Below are 15,655 nucleotides of genomic sequence, written 5' to 3' on the forward strand. Positions count from 1 at the left end.
AGCGGCAATCTGGACAGGGCGGCGTTTCGGCGCCGCCCTGTTTCATTTCAGGGGACGCCGGTTTGAAGACGAAGGGCTTTCTGCGCTTTGCTCAGTCGTGCAGCTTCATGTCCCGGATCATCTCCTCGAACTCTGCCTGCGTTGGTGCCGCCAGCGGCGCTTGTTGCGCGCTGCTTGCTACAATGGGGCCGTCACACTGCGAGACGTCGCGCCGGGGCTCGATGATTGCAGTCAGGCTGGCCCAGCAGACGAAGAGCGCGACGATCCAGTCCAGTACATTGGTTGCCGTCATGGCAGCACCAGCATCAGCATTTCCATGCGACGATGGTGCAGCCGGCGCGACGCTTGCGCAATTCGGAAGCTACGAAACGTAACTTCGGCGTTGCCGAGTGGACACCGTCATTGCGAGCGAAGCGAAGCAATCCATCATGCCGCATGGAGAAATGGATTGCTTCGTCGCTACCGCTCCTCGCAATGACGGCGGATAGAATTGAATGTCCAACCCGAGCCGTGCGGCCGCTGCTCGCGCTATCCAGTCCGCGCCCGCCGTCCCTCGATCGGGTACGCCGGATCGTTGAACCCCGGCGTCGAGGGATGGCCTGACACGACGAGACGGTCGATCAGGGCTTCGTCCTCGGCGGTGAAGCGATAGTCGAGCGCGCGGATGTAGTCGTCCCATTGCGCCTCGGTGCGCGGGCCGGCGATCACGGCGCTGACGAACGACGAGTTCAGCACCCAGGACACTGCGAACTGCCCGGCGGTGATGCCGCGGCTCTCGGCGTGGCGCTTGATCTCCTGCGCCAGCTGCAAGGATTCCGGCCGCCACTCGGTCTGCATCATGCGCTTGTCGTTGCGCCCCGCACGGGTGTCCGCAGGCGGCGCCGCATCGGGCGCGTATTTGCCGGTCAAGACGCCGCGCGCCAGCGGGCTGTAGGGCACGATGCCGAGGCCGTAATAGGCGCAGGCCGGGAAGTGCTCGACCTCCGGCATCCGGTTCATCGCGTTGTAATAGGGCTGGCTCGCGACCGGACGGTCGATGCCGAGCCGGTCGCAGATGTTGCAGATCTCGGCGACGCGCCAGGCGCGGTAGTTGGAGACGCCGAAATAGCGCACCTTGCCGGCGCGGATCAGGTCACCCATCGCACGCACCGTCTCGTCGAGCGGCGTCGCGTGGTCTTCCTTGTGCAGGTAATAGACGTCGATGTAGTCGGTGCCTAGCCGCTTCAGGCTCTCGTCGGCGGCCTGCAACACCCAGCGCCGCGACAGCCCGCCATGGTTCGGATCGTCGCCGATCGGGTTGGCGAGCTTGGTCGCGAGCACCCAGCTCGACCTTCTGTTCGAGATCGCGCGGCCCACGACCTCTTCGGACTTGCCGCCATTATAGGCGTCGGCGCTGTCGATGAAGTTGATACCGGCCTCGCGCGCCTTGGCCACGATCCGCGACGAGATCGCCTCATCGGTCGGCCCGCCGAACATCATGGTGCCCAAGCAGATCGGCGAAACCTTCAGGCCGCTGCGGCCGAGCTGACGGTATTGCATCGATCGTTCCTCCGAAATGACGGGGATCAACTCTCGTTCTTCAGAATCTTGAACACGCCGTTGGCCATCGCGATACAGCGCTTGTCGACAGTCACCTCGGCCGTGATGAAGATCAGGCTGCGGGTCGAGCGTACCACGCGCGGCCGCGTCGTCAGGATCTCGCCGATCTTGCCGGCCTCGACGAAATGGGTGTCGAGTTGCACCGTCGCAAGTGTCGGCTTGCCCGAGACGAAGCGCGCGGCCATGCCGCAGGCGCGGTCGGCGAAGGTCATGATCACACCGCCTTGCACCAGGCCGCGGCGGTTATGGTGCTTGTCCTCGGTGATCAGCGCGAGCTCGAGCGCGCCGTCCTTCAACCGTTCCCACAGGGGGCCGATCAGCGTCAGGAAGCCCGTGGTGTCGGCGACCTTCCAGCCGTCGGATTTGAGTCTGTCCGCGGCCTTGGCCGTCATGAGGTGAGGATCCGTTGCTTAGCTATGATTGATCGCAGGAGGCATGTCGTTCCGCTCATTTCATCAAACGCTGTTGTGTTGTAGTCAAGCGCAATGGCCCGCACGTTTGACGATGCCACCCGGCGGAATATCGCAGAGCTCTGTGCCGCGTTCGCGCGTCAGGCCGCGGCCGATGCCGCGCCGGCGCTGAAGCGCGCGGCGGTCGCGATCGCGCTGACCGAAACCGATGACGGCCACGGCACGGCCTTCCTGCTGACCCGGCGCAGCGCGCGCCTGCGCGCCCACAGCGCGCAATGGGCGCTGCCCGGCGGGCGCTGCGATGCCGGCGAGACGCAGCCCCAGGCCGCGCTGCGCGAATTGCACGAGGAGCTTGGCCTTGCGCTTGGCCCGCGCGACGTGCTCGGCATGCTCGACGATTATCCGACGCGCTCCGGCTATCTGATCACACCGGTCGTGGTCTGGGCCGGCGCGCATGCGGCGCTTGCGCCGAACCCGGATGAAGTCGCGTCCGTGCACCGCATCGGCCTCGATGCGATCGAGATCGACGACGCGTTCAGCTTCGTCACGATACCCGAGAGCGCGCGGCGGGTGATCCGCTTCCGGCTCGGCGGCCAGCAGATCCATGCGCCGACCGCCGCGCTGATCTATCAGTTCCGTGAGGTGCTCGCCGGCCGCAACACCCGCGTCGCCGATCTGGAGCAGCCGGTGTTCGCATGGAAGTAGGCCGACGCTATCGGTGATGCCGCTTGCGGGCGTTCATCTTCATTGCCTTGCCCTGCGCAACGGGCGGATGCGTCGCGGTCGCGGGTTCCGGAGGCGCGCGCGACACATTCTCGTAACAAGAGAGCCGTGAACGCGTATCCGGAAACGACCCGCAGTCCGGACGCTCGGCGCGCGCCGGTGCGGAGAGTATCAGAGCGCCAGCGGTGGCGAGCCACAGTGCCATCCTCATCGCAATCTCCAAGGCCTTCCCAGGACACGCATTCTTCGGAGAACACCGCATTGTGGCGAAAATTCTGGACCTGATCGCGGCATCCGGCCGCCTCCGATCCGGAGATTTCCGGGCTGACTTCGCAGCAGTGCTTGCTACAACGAGGCCATGCGCCCGCAATTGATTCGCCTTTCGTCAGGATTTGTCGCGCTCGCGCTTGTCGCCGGCGCGCCGTCAGTATCGGCCGGCGAGGCCGATGCGCTGCCGCCGTCCGTCGCCAATGCGATGGCGCAGGCGTCGCCGCAGGCGATCATGGAATATCGCCGCAAGTTGCAGGAATACGAGGAGGCGCGCGCCGCCTTCGAGCAGGATGCGGGTGCCTATTGGAGCGCGATCGCCGACAAGCGGCGCGGCCGCAACGCCAAGCGCCGCGACCGCGTGCAGATCACGCTCGACGATTACGTGCTGCAGCAGCCGCCGGTCTATGAGGGGCCGAGGCGGCCGGTCAATCCGGCTCCCGAGGAGGAGGGTGGCAAGCCGCCGCGTCCGCCCAAGACGATCCCGGTGGTCTCGGATCTCGTCAGGGCGGCGGCCGAGCAATTCCAGTTTGCGCCGCAGCGGCCGTCGAGCGAGGTGGAGTTCAAGCGCGCCTATGCCCGCTACGCGCGCGCGGCGGGGCTGACGCCGGAGCAGGCGGTGCGGGTCTATTCGTTCGAGACCGGCGGCACCGGCAATTACGACGTGCAGGCGGGGATCGAGCATGGCGGCAAGCGCGCCATCTCGACCGCGATGGGCTACAATCAGTTGCTCACCACCAACACCGTCGAGCTATTGGCCGAGCAGGGCCATGAATTCGTGCGGGATCTGACCGAGCGCGTTGCGAGGACGCAGGGGCCGGCGCGCAAGGCCATGGAGCACAAGCTCGCGGTGCTGAAGAAGATGGTCGCGTTCACCCGTACCGTGCCCGACGACTGGTCGGCGCATCAACGCCTCGCCGACACCGCGCAAGGCTGGGCGTGCCACGCCATGGTGCTCGACATCGATGTCGGCCCGATGCTGCAGACCCACAAGCTGCTGACCTCGGTGATCTTCGCCCGCAACAAGGGCTACGCAAGGCCGCTGACCGCGGCCGAGCTCGAGATGATGAACCTGACGGGCGACGGCACCGGGTTTGACATGGTGACAATGCCGCAGGCGATGCGCGAGCAGGTGCCGACCACGAACTTCTTCCAGCGCTCGGGCTACGAGCGCAACCCGGTCGCGATCCGCCACAACACAGTGGCCAAGCTGCTTGCCGTCACCAACGAGCGGATGGACTTCAACAGCAACAAGCCCGGCGCAAGGGAATTGGCCGGGGCGTTCTGAGGTCTGCCGAATAACGTCAGCGCATTTCCGGTTCTGATTGAATCAGAACCGGAGCCCAAGACCCTTCTTTTGACAGCCTCTTCTTTTGACGCTTTTCCTTCACGCGAACCGGCGTCCACTTCGCTCGAAACGCTCTATTTCGAGCCGAACATGAACTTGCCGTCGCCCTCGAGATAGGGCCCGGAGCGCATGTAGAGCTGGCCGTTCTGTCCGATGAAGAACAGCGTCCCCTTCGGCACCTTCTTGGCGCCTTTCAGCAGCGTGCCGGCATTGCTGGTGCCCATCTTGTAGGCCCAGGTCTTGCCCTCCTTGTCATAGGCGTAGCCCATGTCGGACTTCAGCTCCCAGGGCGCAGCCTCCTGCGCGAATGCGTATGTCGTCATCGCAGCAAGGGTCGCGGTCGCAATAAAGGTCTTGGTCAAAAAATGCGTCATGATCCACCTCCGGCCGAAAAAAAAAACGGCATCGTCCCCACGTCTCTGAACAAATCACGAACGGTATTCGGGCGTCAATACGACAATCGGCGCGGCCGCTCACAGAGATCAGCGACTTTGTGATTTCCCGCATCAAGCTTGGCGACTATCTTCGCGTTTCCGTTTACAAACGCTTTGATTGGCGGAAACACTACCTGGGGGTGATCGCGATGAACCACGTCATGAAGATCGGTATCGGTGTCGCTCTGTCGTTCATGACGCTGGCGTCAGTCGCGCAAGCGGACGAGTTCAAGCTCTCCAACAACCAGCGCATCTCCTGCAGCCGCGGCCTGTCCGCCGGCAAGCTCAAGACGTCGACCTGCAAATCCTACGCCTATCTGTTCAACGCCAAGACCTCGGAATACTTCCGCTGCCAGGTCTCGCTGGCGCTGACGCAGGACAACAAGGAGGTCATCAACGTCCAGGCCGACGGCAGCTGCACCAAGAAGCCGCGCATCTTCGAGACCGACGGCAATTACACGTTCGATGCCACCGAGACCGAGCCGCCGAACACCAACTCGTTCTTCGGCACCGGCGGCTATGCGATCTGGGCCAACGATACCACCACCCAGAAGGTTCGCGGCTGCATCACCATCTCGTCCGGCCTCGGCTCCGATATCTCGAAATGCCTCGACATGACGTTTCAGTGATGGCGGTGCGGGCCGTGTGATGCGCAAGCTGCGCCCAGCCCCGCTCTGCCGCTCCTGGCTGTTTCTCGAAGGCGCCAACGAACAGGTGCTGCAGCACGCGGCCGCCAGCGGCGCCGACGTACTGATCCACGAACTCGAGGACTTCACCCCGCCGTCGCTGCGTCCGAAGGCGCGGGCGCTGGCGGCCGAGCTCTACGCGGCCTGGCGCGACCAGGGCGTGGTGGTCGCGGTCCGCGTCAACCCGCTGGACCAGGACGGCATGGACGATCTTGCCGCCGTGATGCGCGGCCGTCCTGATATTGTCGCGCTGCCGAAGGTCGCCGAGCCGTACCATGTCGTCAGGCTCGACGAGGCGGTGACGCGGTTCGAGCGCGACTACGGCATCGCTGAGGGATCGACGTCACTGCTGCCGAACATCGAGTTCGCGCGCGGCCTGGTGCAGACCGGCGCGATCGCGGCGGCGAGCCGGCGCACCATCGGCTGCCTGATGGCGTCGGAAGATCTCGCGGCCGATCTCGGCGCCGAGCGCGGCAGCGACGGCCTGGAGCTCGCTTACGCGCGGCAGCGCTTCATCGTGGAATGTCGCGCCGCCGGCGTCGTCGCGGTGGATTGCCCTTACACCTGGAGCGACGCCGCGGGCGTCGCGCGCGACACGGTCTGGGCGCGACGGCTGGGATACACCGCCAAGAGCCTGGTCGATCCCGCGCATGCGGCCATCGTCAACGGCGTCCTCACGCCGAGCGAGGACGAGTTGCGCCGGGCGGGCAGGATCGTCGCGGCCTTCGAAGCGGCGCGAACGCAGGGCCTCGGCCGCGTCGAGCTCGACGGCTCGCTGCTGGAAGTCCCGACCTATTCCAACGCGAAGCGGTTGATCGCGCGCGGCGAGGCGCTGCACGCGATCGATCGCCAAGCTCGCGCCTGAGCGGAGGCGATGCCTCAGGAGGCCGGCTCTTTCTCCGAGAAGTGCATCCGTGAACGGGCGAACTTCTTGACGCCCATCGGCTTGCCGAACAGGTAGCCCTGGACCTGATCGAAATCCATCTCATGCGCGGCGAGAAAATCCGCGCGCGTCTCGACGCCTTGGGCCACGACCTGCGCGCCGGCATCGTGGGCGAGCTCGACGATGCGCCGGCACACCGTCTGCTTCAGGCGCTGATCCGCGCAGCCGGTGACGTATTGATGATCGACCTTGAGCTGGACGAACGGAAAGTTCGGCAGTCCGAGCAAGGACGGCCAGTTCGCGCCGACATTGTCGATCGAGATGCCGATATTGTGCAGGCGAACGCGCCTCGCGACCTCGATCGCGAGATCCAGATTGTCGACCACCTCGGTGCTGTCGATCTCGATCAGCAGGCCAGCGAAGGCCGCATGGTCCGGAATCCGGTAACACAGCTCGCGCACCGCATGATCGTCGGCGAGAAACGAGATCGGCAGGTTGATCGAGAGATTGACCGGCCCGATCTGTTCGAGGAGATAGCGCCAGTCCTCGATCGCGCGCTCGATCACGAACTCGGACAGCGCGTGAAAATGCGGATCGCTTTCGTCGGGGATGAAGTAGGCCGGCGGCACGACGCCCCATGCGGGATGGCGCATCCGGATCAGTGCCTCGGCTCCGCTCGGAACCAGCGTCCGGAGATGAATTTTCTGCTGATACCACAGCTCGAGCCAGCCGGCTTTCAGCGCTTCGGGCACGTCCACCGCCGGGCTCGGCGCCGGTTCGAGCGGCAGCAACGAGGCCAGACTGTCACGAAGGGATCCGGCGCTGAACGGGGTGGACAGGGCCGGCAGCATGGCGATGCCGTACTCATCGCCGATCTGCCGGACCGCCTTGACGATGATCGAGTCCGGTTGCCCGATGACGAGGACCTTGCCGCGATAGTCCTTTCTCACCAAAGTCTCGAGAATTTTACTGACTTCGATGCCGTCCACGGACACGCCGAGCACCAGAAGATCGGGCCGTTCCGCGTCCAGGACGGTGTCGAGCTCCAGTGCCTGGCCGCATTCACTGGTGATGAAGCCGAGGTCTTCCAGCGCCTCTGCAAGGAAGGTTCGAAGGTGTTTTTTGCTGTCCGCAATGCATGCGCGCGGGGTCAGCTTGCGATGTCCGAACCATCCGGCGCGTGTTTGTGTGATGTGGCTGATGTGATTCATGCCCCGCCTTGTCCGTAATTACCCCGGCTTGACTCGTACATCTAAGAACCCCGGCAATCATGGAAATTTCTGGTTCATACATTGATTGGCTCGCTAACCTTAAAGGATTCAATTCGAATCAAATGAAGCCGGAATCGCTGCGTCTTGCCGCGGTTACACGTGCAACAAATGCGTCATCTGAGCTTCATGAGCGCGATTGTGCGCGACTTTGGACGTACGCAGAAACATTGCGCGCGTGTGTCATCGAGAGACGGCGTTAATGACTGTGTTGTCGCGTCGATGCAGATGCGGAACTGGATCATTGTCGGACATCGGATCGCTTCACGTGCGGTGATCCACGGCGCGCCAACGGCGAATCACGGATCATCCGTCGTGTGATGCCAAAGCAGGTGCGTGCGATGTCGCCGTTGCCGTGCGCAGCGTCTCCGGCATCGACGCACAGGAGCGACGCCGCAAAGGAACAGACTCGCGACAATGGCGGCGGCGATCATCAGGGCGCGTTTGGCGATCGCGGCGATCGACATCACCGAGCCGATCGAGGCCTCGTCCCACTTCCGTTCGGTCAGAAGGTAGATCGCAAGATAGGGGCCGAGCCCGTCCCGCACGTCGGCGAGGAAGAAGTTCAACGCATCAAGCGCGCTCAACGGTCGTCGTCCCGGACGGCTGCAAGTCATACCTCGCGGCGAGATTGCGCATCTTAACCCGCTTGCTCGCGCAGAGTTCCCGCGCAGGTAAGGTGGTGCTGCCATCAGGCATTTCGGCCACGCATGCGTCAATTGGATGGGTTGACCCGGCGGGGGTGTGCGGCCAATTTCCGGCCCGGCTTAGGGGAGAATATTGCTCATGAATTCTAGGTTGATGGCTGCCGCGATCGTGGCAGCCAGTGTTTTGGCTGCGCCGGTCGCGCAGGCCGAGCAGTTCATTAACGTGCTCACCGGCGGCACCTCGGGCGTCTACTACCCGCTCGGCGTCGCGATCGGGAAGATCTACGGCGACAAGATATCAGGCGTGAAGACCCAGGTGCAGGCGACCAAGGCCTCGGTGGAGAACCTGGTGCTGCTGCAGCAGGGCCGCGGCGAGATCGCCTTCACGCTCGGCGATTCGCTGAAGGCAGCTTGGGAAGGCGACGCCGAGGCCGGCTTCAAGACCAAGCTCGACAAGCTGCGCACCATCGGCGCGATCTATCCGAACTACATCCAGATCGTCGCGACCGCCGAAAGCGGCATCAAGACGCTCGCCGATCTCAAGGGCAAGAGCCTGTCGGTCGGTGCGCCGAAGTCCGGCACCGAGCTCAACTCGCGCGCGATCCTCGCGGCTGCCGGCATGAGCTACAAGGATCTCGGCAAGGTCGAGTATCTGCCGTTCGCCGAATCGGTCGACCTGATGAAGAACCGCCAGCTCAACGCCACCTTGCAGTCCGCCGGCCTCGGCGTCGCCTCGCTGAAGGACCTCTCGACCTCGAGCGACATCACCGTGGTCGCCGTGCCGAAGGAGACCGTCGACAAGATCGGTCCGCCCTTCGTCTCCGTGATCATTCCGGCCAACACCTATACCGGCCAGGACAAGGATGTGCCGACCGCTGCGGTCGTGAACTACCTCGTCACCTCGAGCGCGGTGTCGGACGATCTCGCCTATCAGATGACCAAGCTGATCTACGAATCGCTGCCGGAACTCGCCAATGCCCATGCCGCGGGCAAGGAGATCAAGCTCGAGGCCGCCGCGACCGGCAGCCCGGTGCCGCTGCATCCCGGCGCGATTCGCTTCTACAAGGAAAAGGGCCTGATCAAGTAGGTCAGGACGTCTGCTCCTTGCCGTCATTGCGAGGAGCAAAGCGACGAAGCAATCCATCTCTCGGCTTGCGGCGAAATGGATTGCTTCGCGGAGCCTGTCATCGGGCGCGTGTTCGCGCGACCCGTTGGCTCGCAATGACGGGCCCGCTTTTCCTGACGCGGCTTTTGGTGGGCGGGTTCTGTAGATATAAGCGTCGCGGGCACGGCGGGGGACTTATTCAATGCAGCAACGGGTTGCGGGCGAAGAGCCCATCAAGGTTGAATTCGACAATTTCGAGCATGGCTTTCCGGAGAGCTTCGGCCCAGGCGCCTGGGGGCATCTGGCCTACGCCATCGGTCTCGCCTTTGCGGTGTTCCAGCTCTATGTCGCGGCGTTCAACTATCTGCCGAGCCAGGTGGTGCGCGGCGTCCATGTCGGTTTCCTGATTCTGTTGACCTTCGGCCTGATCGGCAATTTCACCGCGAAGACCGATTTCGGCCGCGCGGTGAGCTGGATTGTCGGCGCCGCCGGTTTCCTCTGCGGACTCTACCAGTGGATCTTCTATGCCGATTTGATCGCCCGCGACGGCGATCCGACCAACATGGACCTTGCGGTCGGCACGCTGCTCGCGGTCCTGATCTTCGAGGGCACGCGGCGCCTGATGGGGGCGGCGTTGCCGCTGATGTGCGGCGCCTGTCTGCTGTACTGGTTCTTCGGGCAGTATCTGCCGTCGCCGTTCAACCATCGCGGCTATGACTTCGACCAGATCGTCACCCATCTCTCGTTCGGCACCGAAGGCTTCTACGGCGTGCCGATCTACGTCTCGGCGACCTACATCTTCCTGTTCATCCTGTTCGGCTCGTTCCTGGAACGCGCCGGCATGATCCAGCTGTTCACCGACGTCTCGCTCGGCCTGTTCGGCCGCACCCGCGGCGGCCCGGCCAAGGTCGCGGTGTTCGCCTCGGGAATGATGGGCACGATCTCGGGCTCCGGCGTCGCCAATGTCGTCACCGTCGGCCAGTTCACGATTCCCTTGATGATCAAGTTCGGCTACCGCCGCGCCTTTGCCGCCGGCGTCGAGGCCACCGCCTCGATGGGCGGCCAGATCATGCCGCCGGTGATGGGCGCGGTCGCCTTCATCATGGCGGAGACGCTCGGCGTTGCCTATTCGGAGATCGTCAAGGCCGCGGTGATTCCGGCGATCCTGTACTTCGCCTCCGCGTTCTGGATGGTGCATCTGGAAGCCGGCAAGCATGGCCTCGTCGGCATGAAGCGCTCGGAGATCCCGAGCGCCTGGAAAGCGCTGGTCGCGCGCTGGTACCTGGTGTTGCCGCTCGCGGCGCTGGTCTACATGCTGTTCGAAGGCTTCACGCCGCTCTATGCCGGCAGCATGGGGCTCGCGCTGACGGTGGCGTTGATCCTCGGCGCCAGCATCACGCTCGGCTTCTCCAACACCGTCGTGCGCTATGTCTTCTGGATCGGGCTTGCGCTGGTGGTTGCGGCGGTGTCGCGCCACGGGCTCGAGATCGTGCCGGTTGCCAGCGTCGTCGCCGGCCTGATCGTGATCGCGGCGATCACCCGCGGCGGCCGCGCCACGCTCAGGGCCTGCCGCGACTCGCTCGCCGACAGCGCCAAGTCGGCGCTGACCGTCGGCATGGCCTGCGCCATTGTCGGCACCATCATCGGCATGATGACGCAGACCGGCGTCGGCACCATCTTCGGCAGTTGGATCATCGGGCTCGGCGCCAAGAGCCTGTTCCTGGCGCTGATCATGACCATGCTGCTGTCGATCCTGCTCGGCACCGGCATCCCGACCATCCCGACCTACATCATCACGGCTGCGCTCGCAGCCCCCGCGCTCGCCAAGCTCGGCGTGCCGTTGATCGCGAGCCACATGTTCGCATTCTATTACGGCATCATGGCCGACCTATCGCCGCCGGTCGCGCTTGCGGCGTTGGCGGCGGCGCCGATCGCCAAGGAGAATCCGGACAAGATCGGCTGGGAGGCGATGCGGATCGCGCTCGCCGGCTACGTCATTCCCTTCATCTTCGTCTACTCGCCGGCATTGATGCTGCAAACCAACGACCCGATGGCCGCGCAGCTCGGCTTCTACGGCGCGGTGGCGCTGGCGACCTTCAAGGCGCTGGTGGCAATCGGGCTGTTCGGCATCGTCGCGATCGGCTTCCTGTTCACGCGGCTGACCTTGATCGAGATCGCGGTTGCGTTCGGCGCCGCGCTCTGCCTGTTGGGCGATTTCCGCTTCTCGGATACCGCGGGCTTCACACTCGCTGCCGGTGTCGTCTTGTGGCAGTGGCGGCAGCGCCCGCGCGATGCGGTGGCGGCGGCTTGAGCGTCTGCCTTGCCTCCGCCGGTGTCGTGAAGGCGCTGCAGGTCGCAGCCTTCACGCTCGCCTGGACGCATTCGATCGAGAAGACCGCCTGGCAGGAAGACTGGCTGGTCACGCCGGCCGGGCTGACGTTGCAACAGGCGCGCATCAAAGGCACCGGCGCCGGCATGGAGCCGCCGCCGGAGGCGCGCCTCGTCGATGGCTGGTTTCAATGGTCGCCACAGCCGGTGCAAAGGGCGGAGGTCGTGCTCGGTAATTCCGGTGCCGCGGGCGAATGGCATCTGTGCCACGCGGGACGCTGCCAAACGTTATCGGAGATTTTCGGGCATCCGATCGGTGCTAATGTCACGACGATGAGTGTTTGCCGAGATCCGTAGCCCGGATGGAGCGCAGCGAAATCCGGGAACAGCGGCCCCGGATTTCGCTGGCGCTTCATCCGGGCTACGGTCCTCTTGCAAGAACAACAACGGAGAACAGGCGATGGATCGGCTCAAGGGCAAGGTTGCGATGGTGGTCGGCGCGGGCTCGATTGGACCCGGCTGGGGCAATGGCAAGGCGACCGCCGTCACCTTCGCGCGCGAGGGCGCCAGCGTGTTCTGCGTCGATCGCAACGGCGCGGCGGCCGAGGAGACGGTCAAGATCATCACCGAGGAGGGCGGCAAGGCCGCCGCATTCACCGCGGACGTCTCGCGCGCCAGCGAGGTCGAGGCGATGGTCGCGGCCTGCCTGAAGGCTTATGGCCGCATCGATGTGCTCGACAACAATGTCGGGATCGCCGAGGTCGGCAGCGTGGTGGAAGTGGCGGAAGCCGAGTGGGACCGCGTGTTCGCGGTCAACCTCAAGAGCGCCTATCTGTCGATGAAGCACGTCATTCCCGTCATGATCAAGCAGGGCGGCGGCTCGATCATCAACATCTCCTCGATCGCCTCGATCCGCCATGTCGGCATCTCCTATGTCAGCTACAATGCCAGCAAGGCGGCGATGAACCAGATGACGCGCTCGACCGCGGTCGAGTTCGCCTCCAAGCATGTCCGCGTCAACGCGATCCTGCCCGGGCTGATGAAGACGCCGATGGTCGCGCATTCGGCCGGGCTCGCGCAGAGCTACGCCAAGGGCGATGTCGAGGCGATGTGGCGCGCGCGCGACGCGCAGGTGCCGATGGGGCACATGGGCGACGCCTGGGACGTCGCCAACGCCGCGCTGTTCCTCGCCTCGGACGAGTCGAAATATGTCACCGGCATCGAGCTCGTGGTCGACGGCGGCATCACCTCGAAGTCGGGGGCGTGAGCAACGAGGGCTCGCTTCACCTCGCCCCATTGGGGAGAGGTCGGAATGCATCGCTAGATGCATTCCAGGTGAGGGGGAGTCTCCGCAAATGCCGCTATCGCCGGTTACGCGGAGACAGCCCCTCACCCCAACCCTCTCCCCGTAAAGAACGGGGAGAGGGAGCGCAGTGCCTTCGCGGCGGCTATTCATCCTGATCTCTTCACGCGCTACGCCTCGACGCTGAGCTCGGCGCGGTCGAGCTCTTCCTCGACCAGGTGGAAGGCATCGTCGCCGATGGTCTCGGTGCGGCGCAGCTTGAGCAGCGCCTGCCGCGCCGCCGCGATGGCGCGGCGGCGTATCGGATCGGCCGGCAGTTCGCGCGAGAACAGGCCGCCATCGGGGTCGCTCTCGGCGCGCAGCAGCACGGCGCGGTATTCGAGCCGGAGGATTTCAGCTTCCTCCGAAGGATCGGCGTCGATCTCGTCGAGCGCGGCGCGAAACGCGACGCTGCGGGCATGGGCCGCCTCGCGCCCGACCGGATCGTCGTCAGCGAAATTCAGCGCCAGGATCAGCGGCCGCAAGGTCAGGCCCTGGATCACCAGCGAGCCGAGCACCACGGCGAATGCCGTCAGCAGGATCAGGTCGCGATACGGAAACCATTCAGGCAGCGCGAACGCGGCCGCGAGCGTGACGATGCCGCGCATGCCGCACCACGACACGATGAAGCCGCGCTTCAGGGTCGGCACCGCGTCCACCACATGGGCGGGCAGCCAATGCCGCGCCTTCAGCGTGCGCAACAGCGCGCCGTAGGGCATCACCCAGAGGATGCGGGCGAGGATCACGACGGCGAGGATCGCGGCGGCAAAGCTGCAATATTTCCAGCGTACCTCGGCGTCGAGCTCGGACCAGATCGGGCGCAATTGCAGGCCGATCAGCATGAAGGCGAGCACGTTGAGCACGAACACGACGGTCTCCCACACCGCATAGGACGACACGCGCAGCCGCGCCGAGGTGCGGGCCGGCGCGGTGCGGGCGATGGTGATCGCATAGGCGATGATGGTCAGGATGCCGGAGAGCCCGAGATGCTCGGCGACGATCCACACCATGAAGGTGCCGCCGAACTGCGTGATGATCGCGCTCGGCGCCTCGGTGATGCGGCGGGTGATCATCATCCAGACCTGCGCGAACAGGTAGCCGGCGGCAAGGCTCCCGACCAGCGCGATCGTGATCGACGGCACGAATTCGCGGATCTTCATGTGTTCGGCGGCGACGAGGCCGACCGCGACCCGATAGATCAACAGCGAGGTCGCATCGTTGAGCAGGCTTTCGCCCTCGAGGATCTTCTGGATCCGGTAGGGCAGGCTGACCTGGCGCAGGATCGCGGTGGCCGCAGCCGCGTCCGGCGGGGCAACGATGGCGCCGAGCGCGATCGCGACCGCCCAGGGCATATCCGGGCGCAGCCAATGCGCGACCACGGCGACCGCGGCCGTGGTGACACCGACCGCGACCACCACCAGCGTCGAGACCGGCAGCCAGTTGTTGCGGAGATCGCGCAGCGAGGTGTCGAAGGCGGCATCGAGCAGCACCGGCGCGACGAACAGCGCCAGCGCCAGCTTCGGTTCCAGCGCCCAGGTCGGGGCCCACGGCAGCAGGGTCAGCAGCACGCCGCCGAGCGCAAGGAAGGTCGGGTAGGGCACCTTGATCCGCCGCGCCAGCGCCGACAGCGCTACCGCTGCGAGCAACAGGCCGATGATCCATTCGAATGTCAGCAAGACGAACCCCCAAGGTGCGGCTCCAGATGCGGCTCAGAGTGCAGCCGATCGTCGCAATTGACGTATAATCCAGCGTGTGGTTTTGCGGCAAATGGCACCGCCCGAAATCGGAGGCCGGTGATACAGGCGCGGGATGTCTTGTCGGGGATGGGAATGCGACGCAACTCTCGAAATCTGGCTGTGGCGCTGCTATGCCTTTGCCTGTTAGGCGCGCTGACCACAGGCGGTGCGCGCGCGACCAGCAGCGAACCCGGCAAGGATGTGCAGGCCGATGCCGGCCCCTGCATGGCCGCCGCTGCGGCGACGGATGACGACAAGACCATCGAGGTCTGCGGCGCGCTGATCGACAATGAGAAGGCGGCCAAGCCCGATCGCGTCAAGGCCCTGCTGGCGCGCGCAGGTGCCTATGACCGCAAGCAGATGATCGACCGCGCGATCACGGACTATGACACCGTGCTCCGGCTCGATCCATCGCTGGCCGACGCGCACAATGCGCGCGGCGAGCTGTGGCGGCGCAAGGGCGACCGGCCGAAGGCGATCATGGATTTCGGCGCCGCCGTCAAGCTCGACCCGAACCATGCCGCGGCCAAGGCCAACTACAAATCGCTGTCGCTGGAGCTGGAGCGGATCGGCGCGATGATGGCGGTCGCCGGCAAGCCGAGCTTCGACTGCCGCAAGGCGCGTCGCCCGGTGGAGAAAGCGATCTGCGGCAATCCCGCGCTCGCCGATCTCGATCGCGAGATCGGCGCATCGACCTTTCGCGCGGTGCGCGAGGCCGGGGATCCGCGCCAGGCGCGCGAGCTGCAACGCGCGCAGGACGATTTCATCGCCCGCCGCAATGCCGGATTCGGCAAGCCGGGCTACGACCTGCAAAAGGCGATGCGCGAGCGGCTGCAGCAGATCAACGGAGCCGATGGCTACTAGTGCCAAGGTCGGTCA

Annotated in this window: 15 protein-coding genes and 1 pseudogene; 9 read left to right on the forward strand and 7 right to left on the reverse strand. The window is 65.0% G+C overall.

Features of this window, described 5'->3' with window-relative positions:
• Positions 1-91: 91 nt before the first annotated feature.
• From QMZ05_RS13660 to QMZ05_RS13670, 3 genes are all read right to left on the reverse strand, one after another.
• A complete protein-coding gene (locus tag QMZ05_RS13660; RefSeq protein WP_353701217.1) occupies positions 92-292 on the reverse strand; it encodes a hypothetical protein in 201 nt (66 codons plus the stop codon).
• Between the two features lie 236 nt (positions 293-528).
• Positions 529-1,539, reverse strand: coding sequence for an aldo/keto reductase (locus QMZ05_RS13665; protein WP_353701218.1), 1,011 nt, complete (start codon positions 1,537-1,539; stop codon positions 529-531).
• Between the two features lie 26 nt (positions 1,540-1,565).
• Positions 1,566-1,991, reverse strand: a complete 426-nt coding sequence (locus QMZ05_RS13670; protein WP_050419346.1) for a PaaI family thioesterase — start codon at positions 1,989-1,991, stop codon at positions 1,566-1,568.
• A 93-nt stretch (positions 1,992-2,084) separates the two neighbouring features.
• Here QMZ05_RS13670 and QMZ05_RS13675 point away from each other — a divergent pair, with 93 nt between their 5' ends.
• Both QMZ05_RS13675 and QMZ05_RS13680 read left to right on the forward strand, forming a co-directional pair.
• A complete protein-coding gene (locus QMZ05_RS13675; protein ID WP_353701219.1) occupies positions 2,085-2,714 on the forward strand; it encodes a CoA pyrophosphatase in 630 nt (209 codons plus the stop codon).
• Between the two features lie 376 nt (positions 2,715-3,090).
• Positions 3,091-4,287, forward strand: coding sequence for a hypothetical protein (locus QMZ05_RS13680; RefSeq protein ID WP_353701220.1), 1,197 nt, complete (start codon positions 3,091-3,093; stop codon positions 4,285-4,287).
• A 134-nt stretch (positions 4,288-4,421) separates the two neighbouring features.
• On the opposite strand, the gene QMZ05_RS13685 is transcribed toward QMZ05_RS13680, so the two are convergent.
• Positions 4,422-4,721 carry a hypothetical protein gene (locus QMZ05_RS13685; protein WP_353701221.1) on the reverse strand — a complete coding sequence of 100 codons (300 nt, stop codon included), beginning with the start codon at positions 4,719-4,721 and terminating at the stop codon, positions 4,422-4,424.
• A gap of 209 nt (positions 4,722-4,930) precedes the next feature.
• Between QMZ05_RS13685 and QMZ05_RS13690 the strand changes: the two genes are divergently transcribed.
• Positions 4,931-5,410 (forward strand): hypothetical protein, encoded by a 480-nt coding sequence (locus QMZ05_RS13690; RefSeq protein ID WP_353701222.1) that lies wholly within the window; start codon positions 4,931-4,933, stop codon positions 5,408-5,410.
• Positions 5,411-5,429: 19 nt separating this feature from the next.
• On the forward strand, positions 5,430-6,332 hold the full coding sequence (locus QMZ05_RS13695) for a CoA ester lyase (RefSeq protein WP_353701223.1): 903 nt from the start codon (positions 5,430-5,432) through the stop codon (positions 6,330-6,332).
• Positions 6,333-6,346: 14 nt separating this feature from the next.
• Here QMZ05_RS13695 and QMZ05_RS13700 read toward each other — a convergent pair whose 3' ends face one another.
• Both QMZ05_RS13700 and QMZ05_RS13705 read right to left on the reverse strand, forming a co-directional pair.
• A complete protein-coding gene (locus QMZ05_RS13700; protein WP_353701224.1) occupies positions 6,347-7,561 on the reverse strand; it encodes an EAL domain-containing response regulator in 1,215 nt (404 codons plus the stop codon).
• 461 nt (positions 7,562-8,022) lie between these two features.
• Positions 8,023-8,235 (reverse strand): annotated as a pseudogene (locus QMZ05_RS13705) (MFS transporter); the annotation flags it as partial.
• A 169-nt stretch (positions 8,236-8,404) separates the two neighbouring features.
• Between QMZ05_RS13705 and QMZ05_RS13710 the strand changes: the two are divergent.
• From QMZ05_RS13710 to QMZ05_RS13725, 4 genes are all read left to right on the forward strand, one after another.
• The gene (locus QMZ05_RS13710; protein ID WP_353701225.1) at positions 8,405-9,352 is read left to right on the forward strand and encodes a TAXI family TRAP transporter solute-binding subunit; all 948 of its coding nucleotides are present in this window, start codon (positions 8,405-8,407) and stop codon (positions 9,350-9,352) included.
• 220 nt (positions 9,353-9,572) lie between these two features.
• Complete coding sequence (locus QMZ05_RS13715; RefSeq protein WP_353701226.1) at positions 9,573-11,681, forward strand: TRAP transporter permease; 2,109 nt, start codon at positions 9,573-9,575, stop codon at positions 11,679-11,681.
• Complete coding sequence (locus QMZ05_RS13720; protein WP_353701262.1) at positions 11,642-12,055, forward strand: DUF1850 domain-containing protein; 414 nt, start codon at positions 11,642-11,644, stop codon at positions 12,053-12,055. Before QMZ05_RS13715 ends, QMZ05_RS13720 begins: the two co-directional genes overlap by 40 nt.
• 103 nt (positions 12,056-12,158) lie before the next feature.
• Positions 12,159-12,965 carry a glucose 1-dehydrogenase gene (locus QMZ05_RS13725; RefSeq protein WP_353701227.1) on the forward strand — a complete coding sequence of 269 codons (807 nt, stop codon included), beginning with the start codon at positions 12,159-12,161 and terminating at the stop codon, positions 12,963-12,965.
• A 206-nt stretch (positions 12,966-13,171) separates the two neighbouring features.
• Here the strand turns inward: QMZ05_RS13725 and QMZ05_RS13730 are convergent, their stop codons facing one another.
• Positions 13,172-14,716 (reverse strand): sodium:proton antiporter, encoded by a 1,545-nt coding sequence (locus QMZ05_RS13730; protein WP_353701228.1) that lies wholly within the window; start codon positions 14,714-14,716, stop codon positions 13,172-13,174.
• Positions 14,717-14,869: 153 nt separating this feature from the next.
• On the opposite strand from QMZ05_RS13730, the gene QMZ05_RS13735 reads away from it, so the two are divergent.
• The gene (locus QMZ05_RS13735; RefSeq protein ID WP_353701229.1) at positions 14,870-15,640 is read left to right on the forward strand and encodes a hypothetical protein; all 771 of its coding nucleotides are present in this window, start codon (positions 14,870-14,872) and stop codon (positions 15,638-15,640) included.
• The last annotated feature ends 15 nt before the right edge of the window (positions 15,641-15,655 follow it).

Origin of the sequence: Bradyrhizobium sp. INPA03-11B, from assembly GCF_040446015.1 — a bacterium.
Taxonomy (GTDB): Bacteria; Pseudomonadota; Alphaproteobacteria; order Rhizobiales; family Xanthobacteraceae; genus Bradyrhizobium; species Bradyrhizobium macuxiense_A.

Coding starts and splice junctions, on each gene's coding strand:
- QMZ05_RS13700 (WP_353701224.1), bottom strand. CDS start 7,561: ATGAATCACATCAGCCACATCACACAAACACGCGCCGGATGGTTCGGA.
- QMZ05_RS13660 (WP_353701217.1), bottom strand. CDS start 292: ATGACGGCAACCAATGTACTGGACTGGATCGTCGCGCTCTTCGTCTGC.
- QMZ05_RS13710 (WP_353701225.1), top strand. CDS start 8,405: ATGAATTCTAGGTTGATGGCTGCCGCGATCGTGGCAGCCAGTGTTTTG.
- QMZ05_RS13680 (WP_353701220.1), top strand. CDS start 3,091: ATGCGCCCGCAATTGATTCGCCTTTCGTCAGGATTTGTCGCGCTCGCG.
- QMZ05_RS13690 (WP_353701222.1), top strand. CDS start 4,931: ATGAACCACGTCATGAAGATCGGTATCGGTGTCGCTCTGTCGTTCATG.
- QMZ05_RS13695 (WP_353701223.1), top strand. CDS start 5,430: ATGCGCAAGCTGCGCCCAGCCCCGCTCTGCCGCTCCTGGCTGTTTCTC.
- QMZ05_RS13685 (WP_353701221.1), bottom strand. CDS start 4,721: ATGACGCATTTTTTGACCAAGACCTTTATTGCGACCGCGACCCTTGCT.
- QMZ05_RS13715 (WP_353701226.1), top strand. CDS start 9,573: ATGCAGCAACGGGTTGCGGGCGAAGAGCCCATCAAGGTTGAATTCGAC.
- QMZ05_RS13675 (WP_353701219.1), top strand. CDS start 2,085: ATGGCCCGCACGTTTGACGATGCCACCCGGCGGAATATCGCAGAGCTC.
- QMZ05_RS13725 (WP_353701227.1), top strand. CDS start 12,159: ATGGATCGGCTCAAGGGCAAGGTTGCGATGGTGGTCGGCGCGGGCTCG.
- QMZ05_RS13670 (WP_050419346.1), bottom strand. CDS start 1,991: ATGACGGCCAAGGCCGCGGACAGACTCAAATCCGACGGCTGGAAGGTC.
- QMZ05_RS13735 (WP_353701229.1), top strand. CDS start 14,870: ATGCGACGCAACTCTCGAAATCTGGCTGTGGCGCTGCTATGCCTTTGC.
- QMZ05_RS13665 (WP_353701218.1), bottom strand. CDS start 1,539: ATGCAATACCGTCAGCTCGGCCGCAGCGGCCTGAAGGTTTCGCCGATC.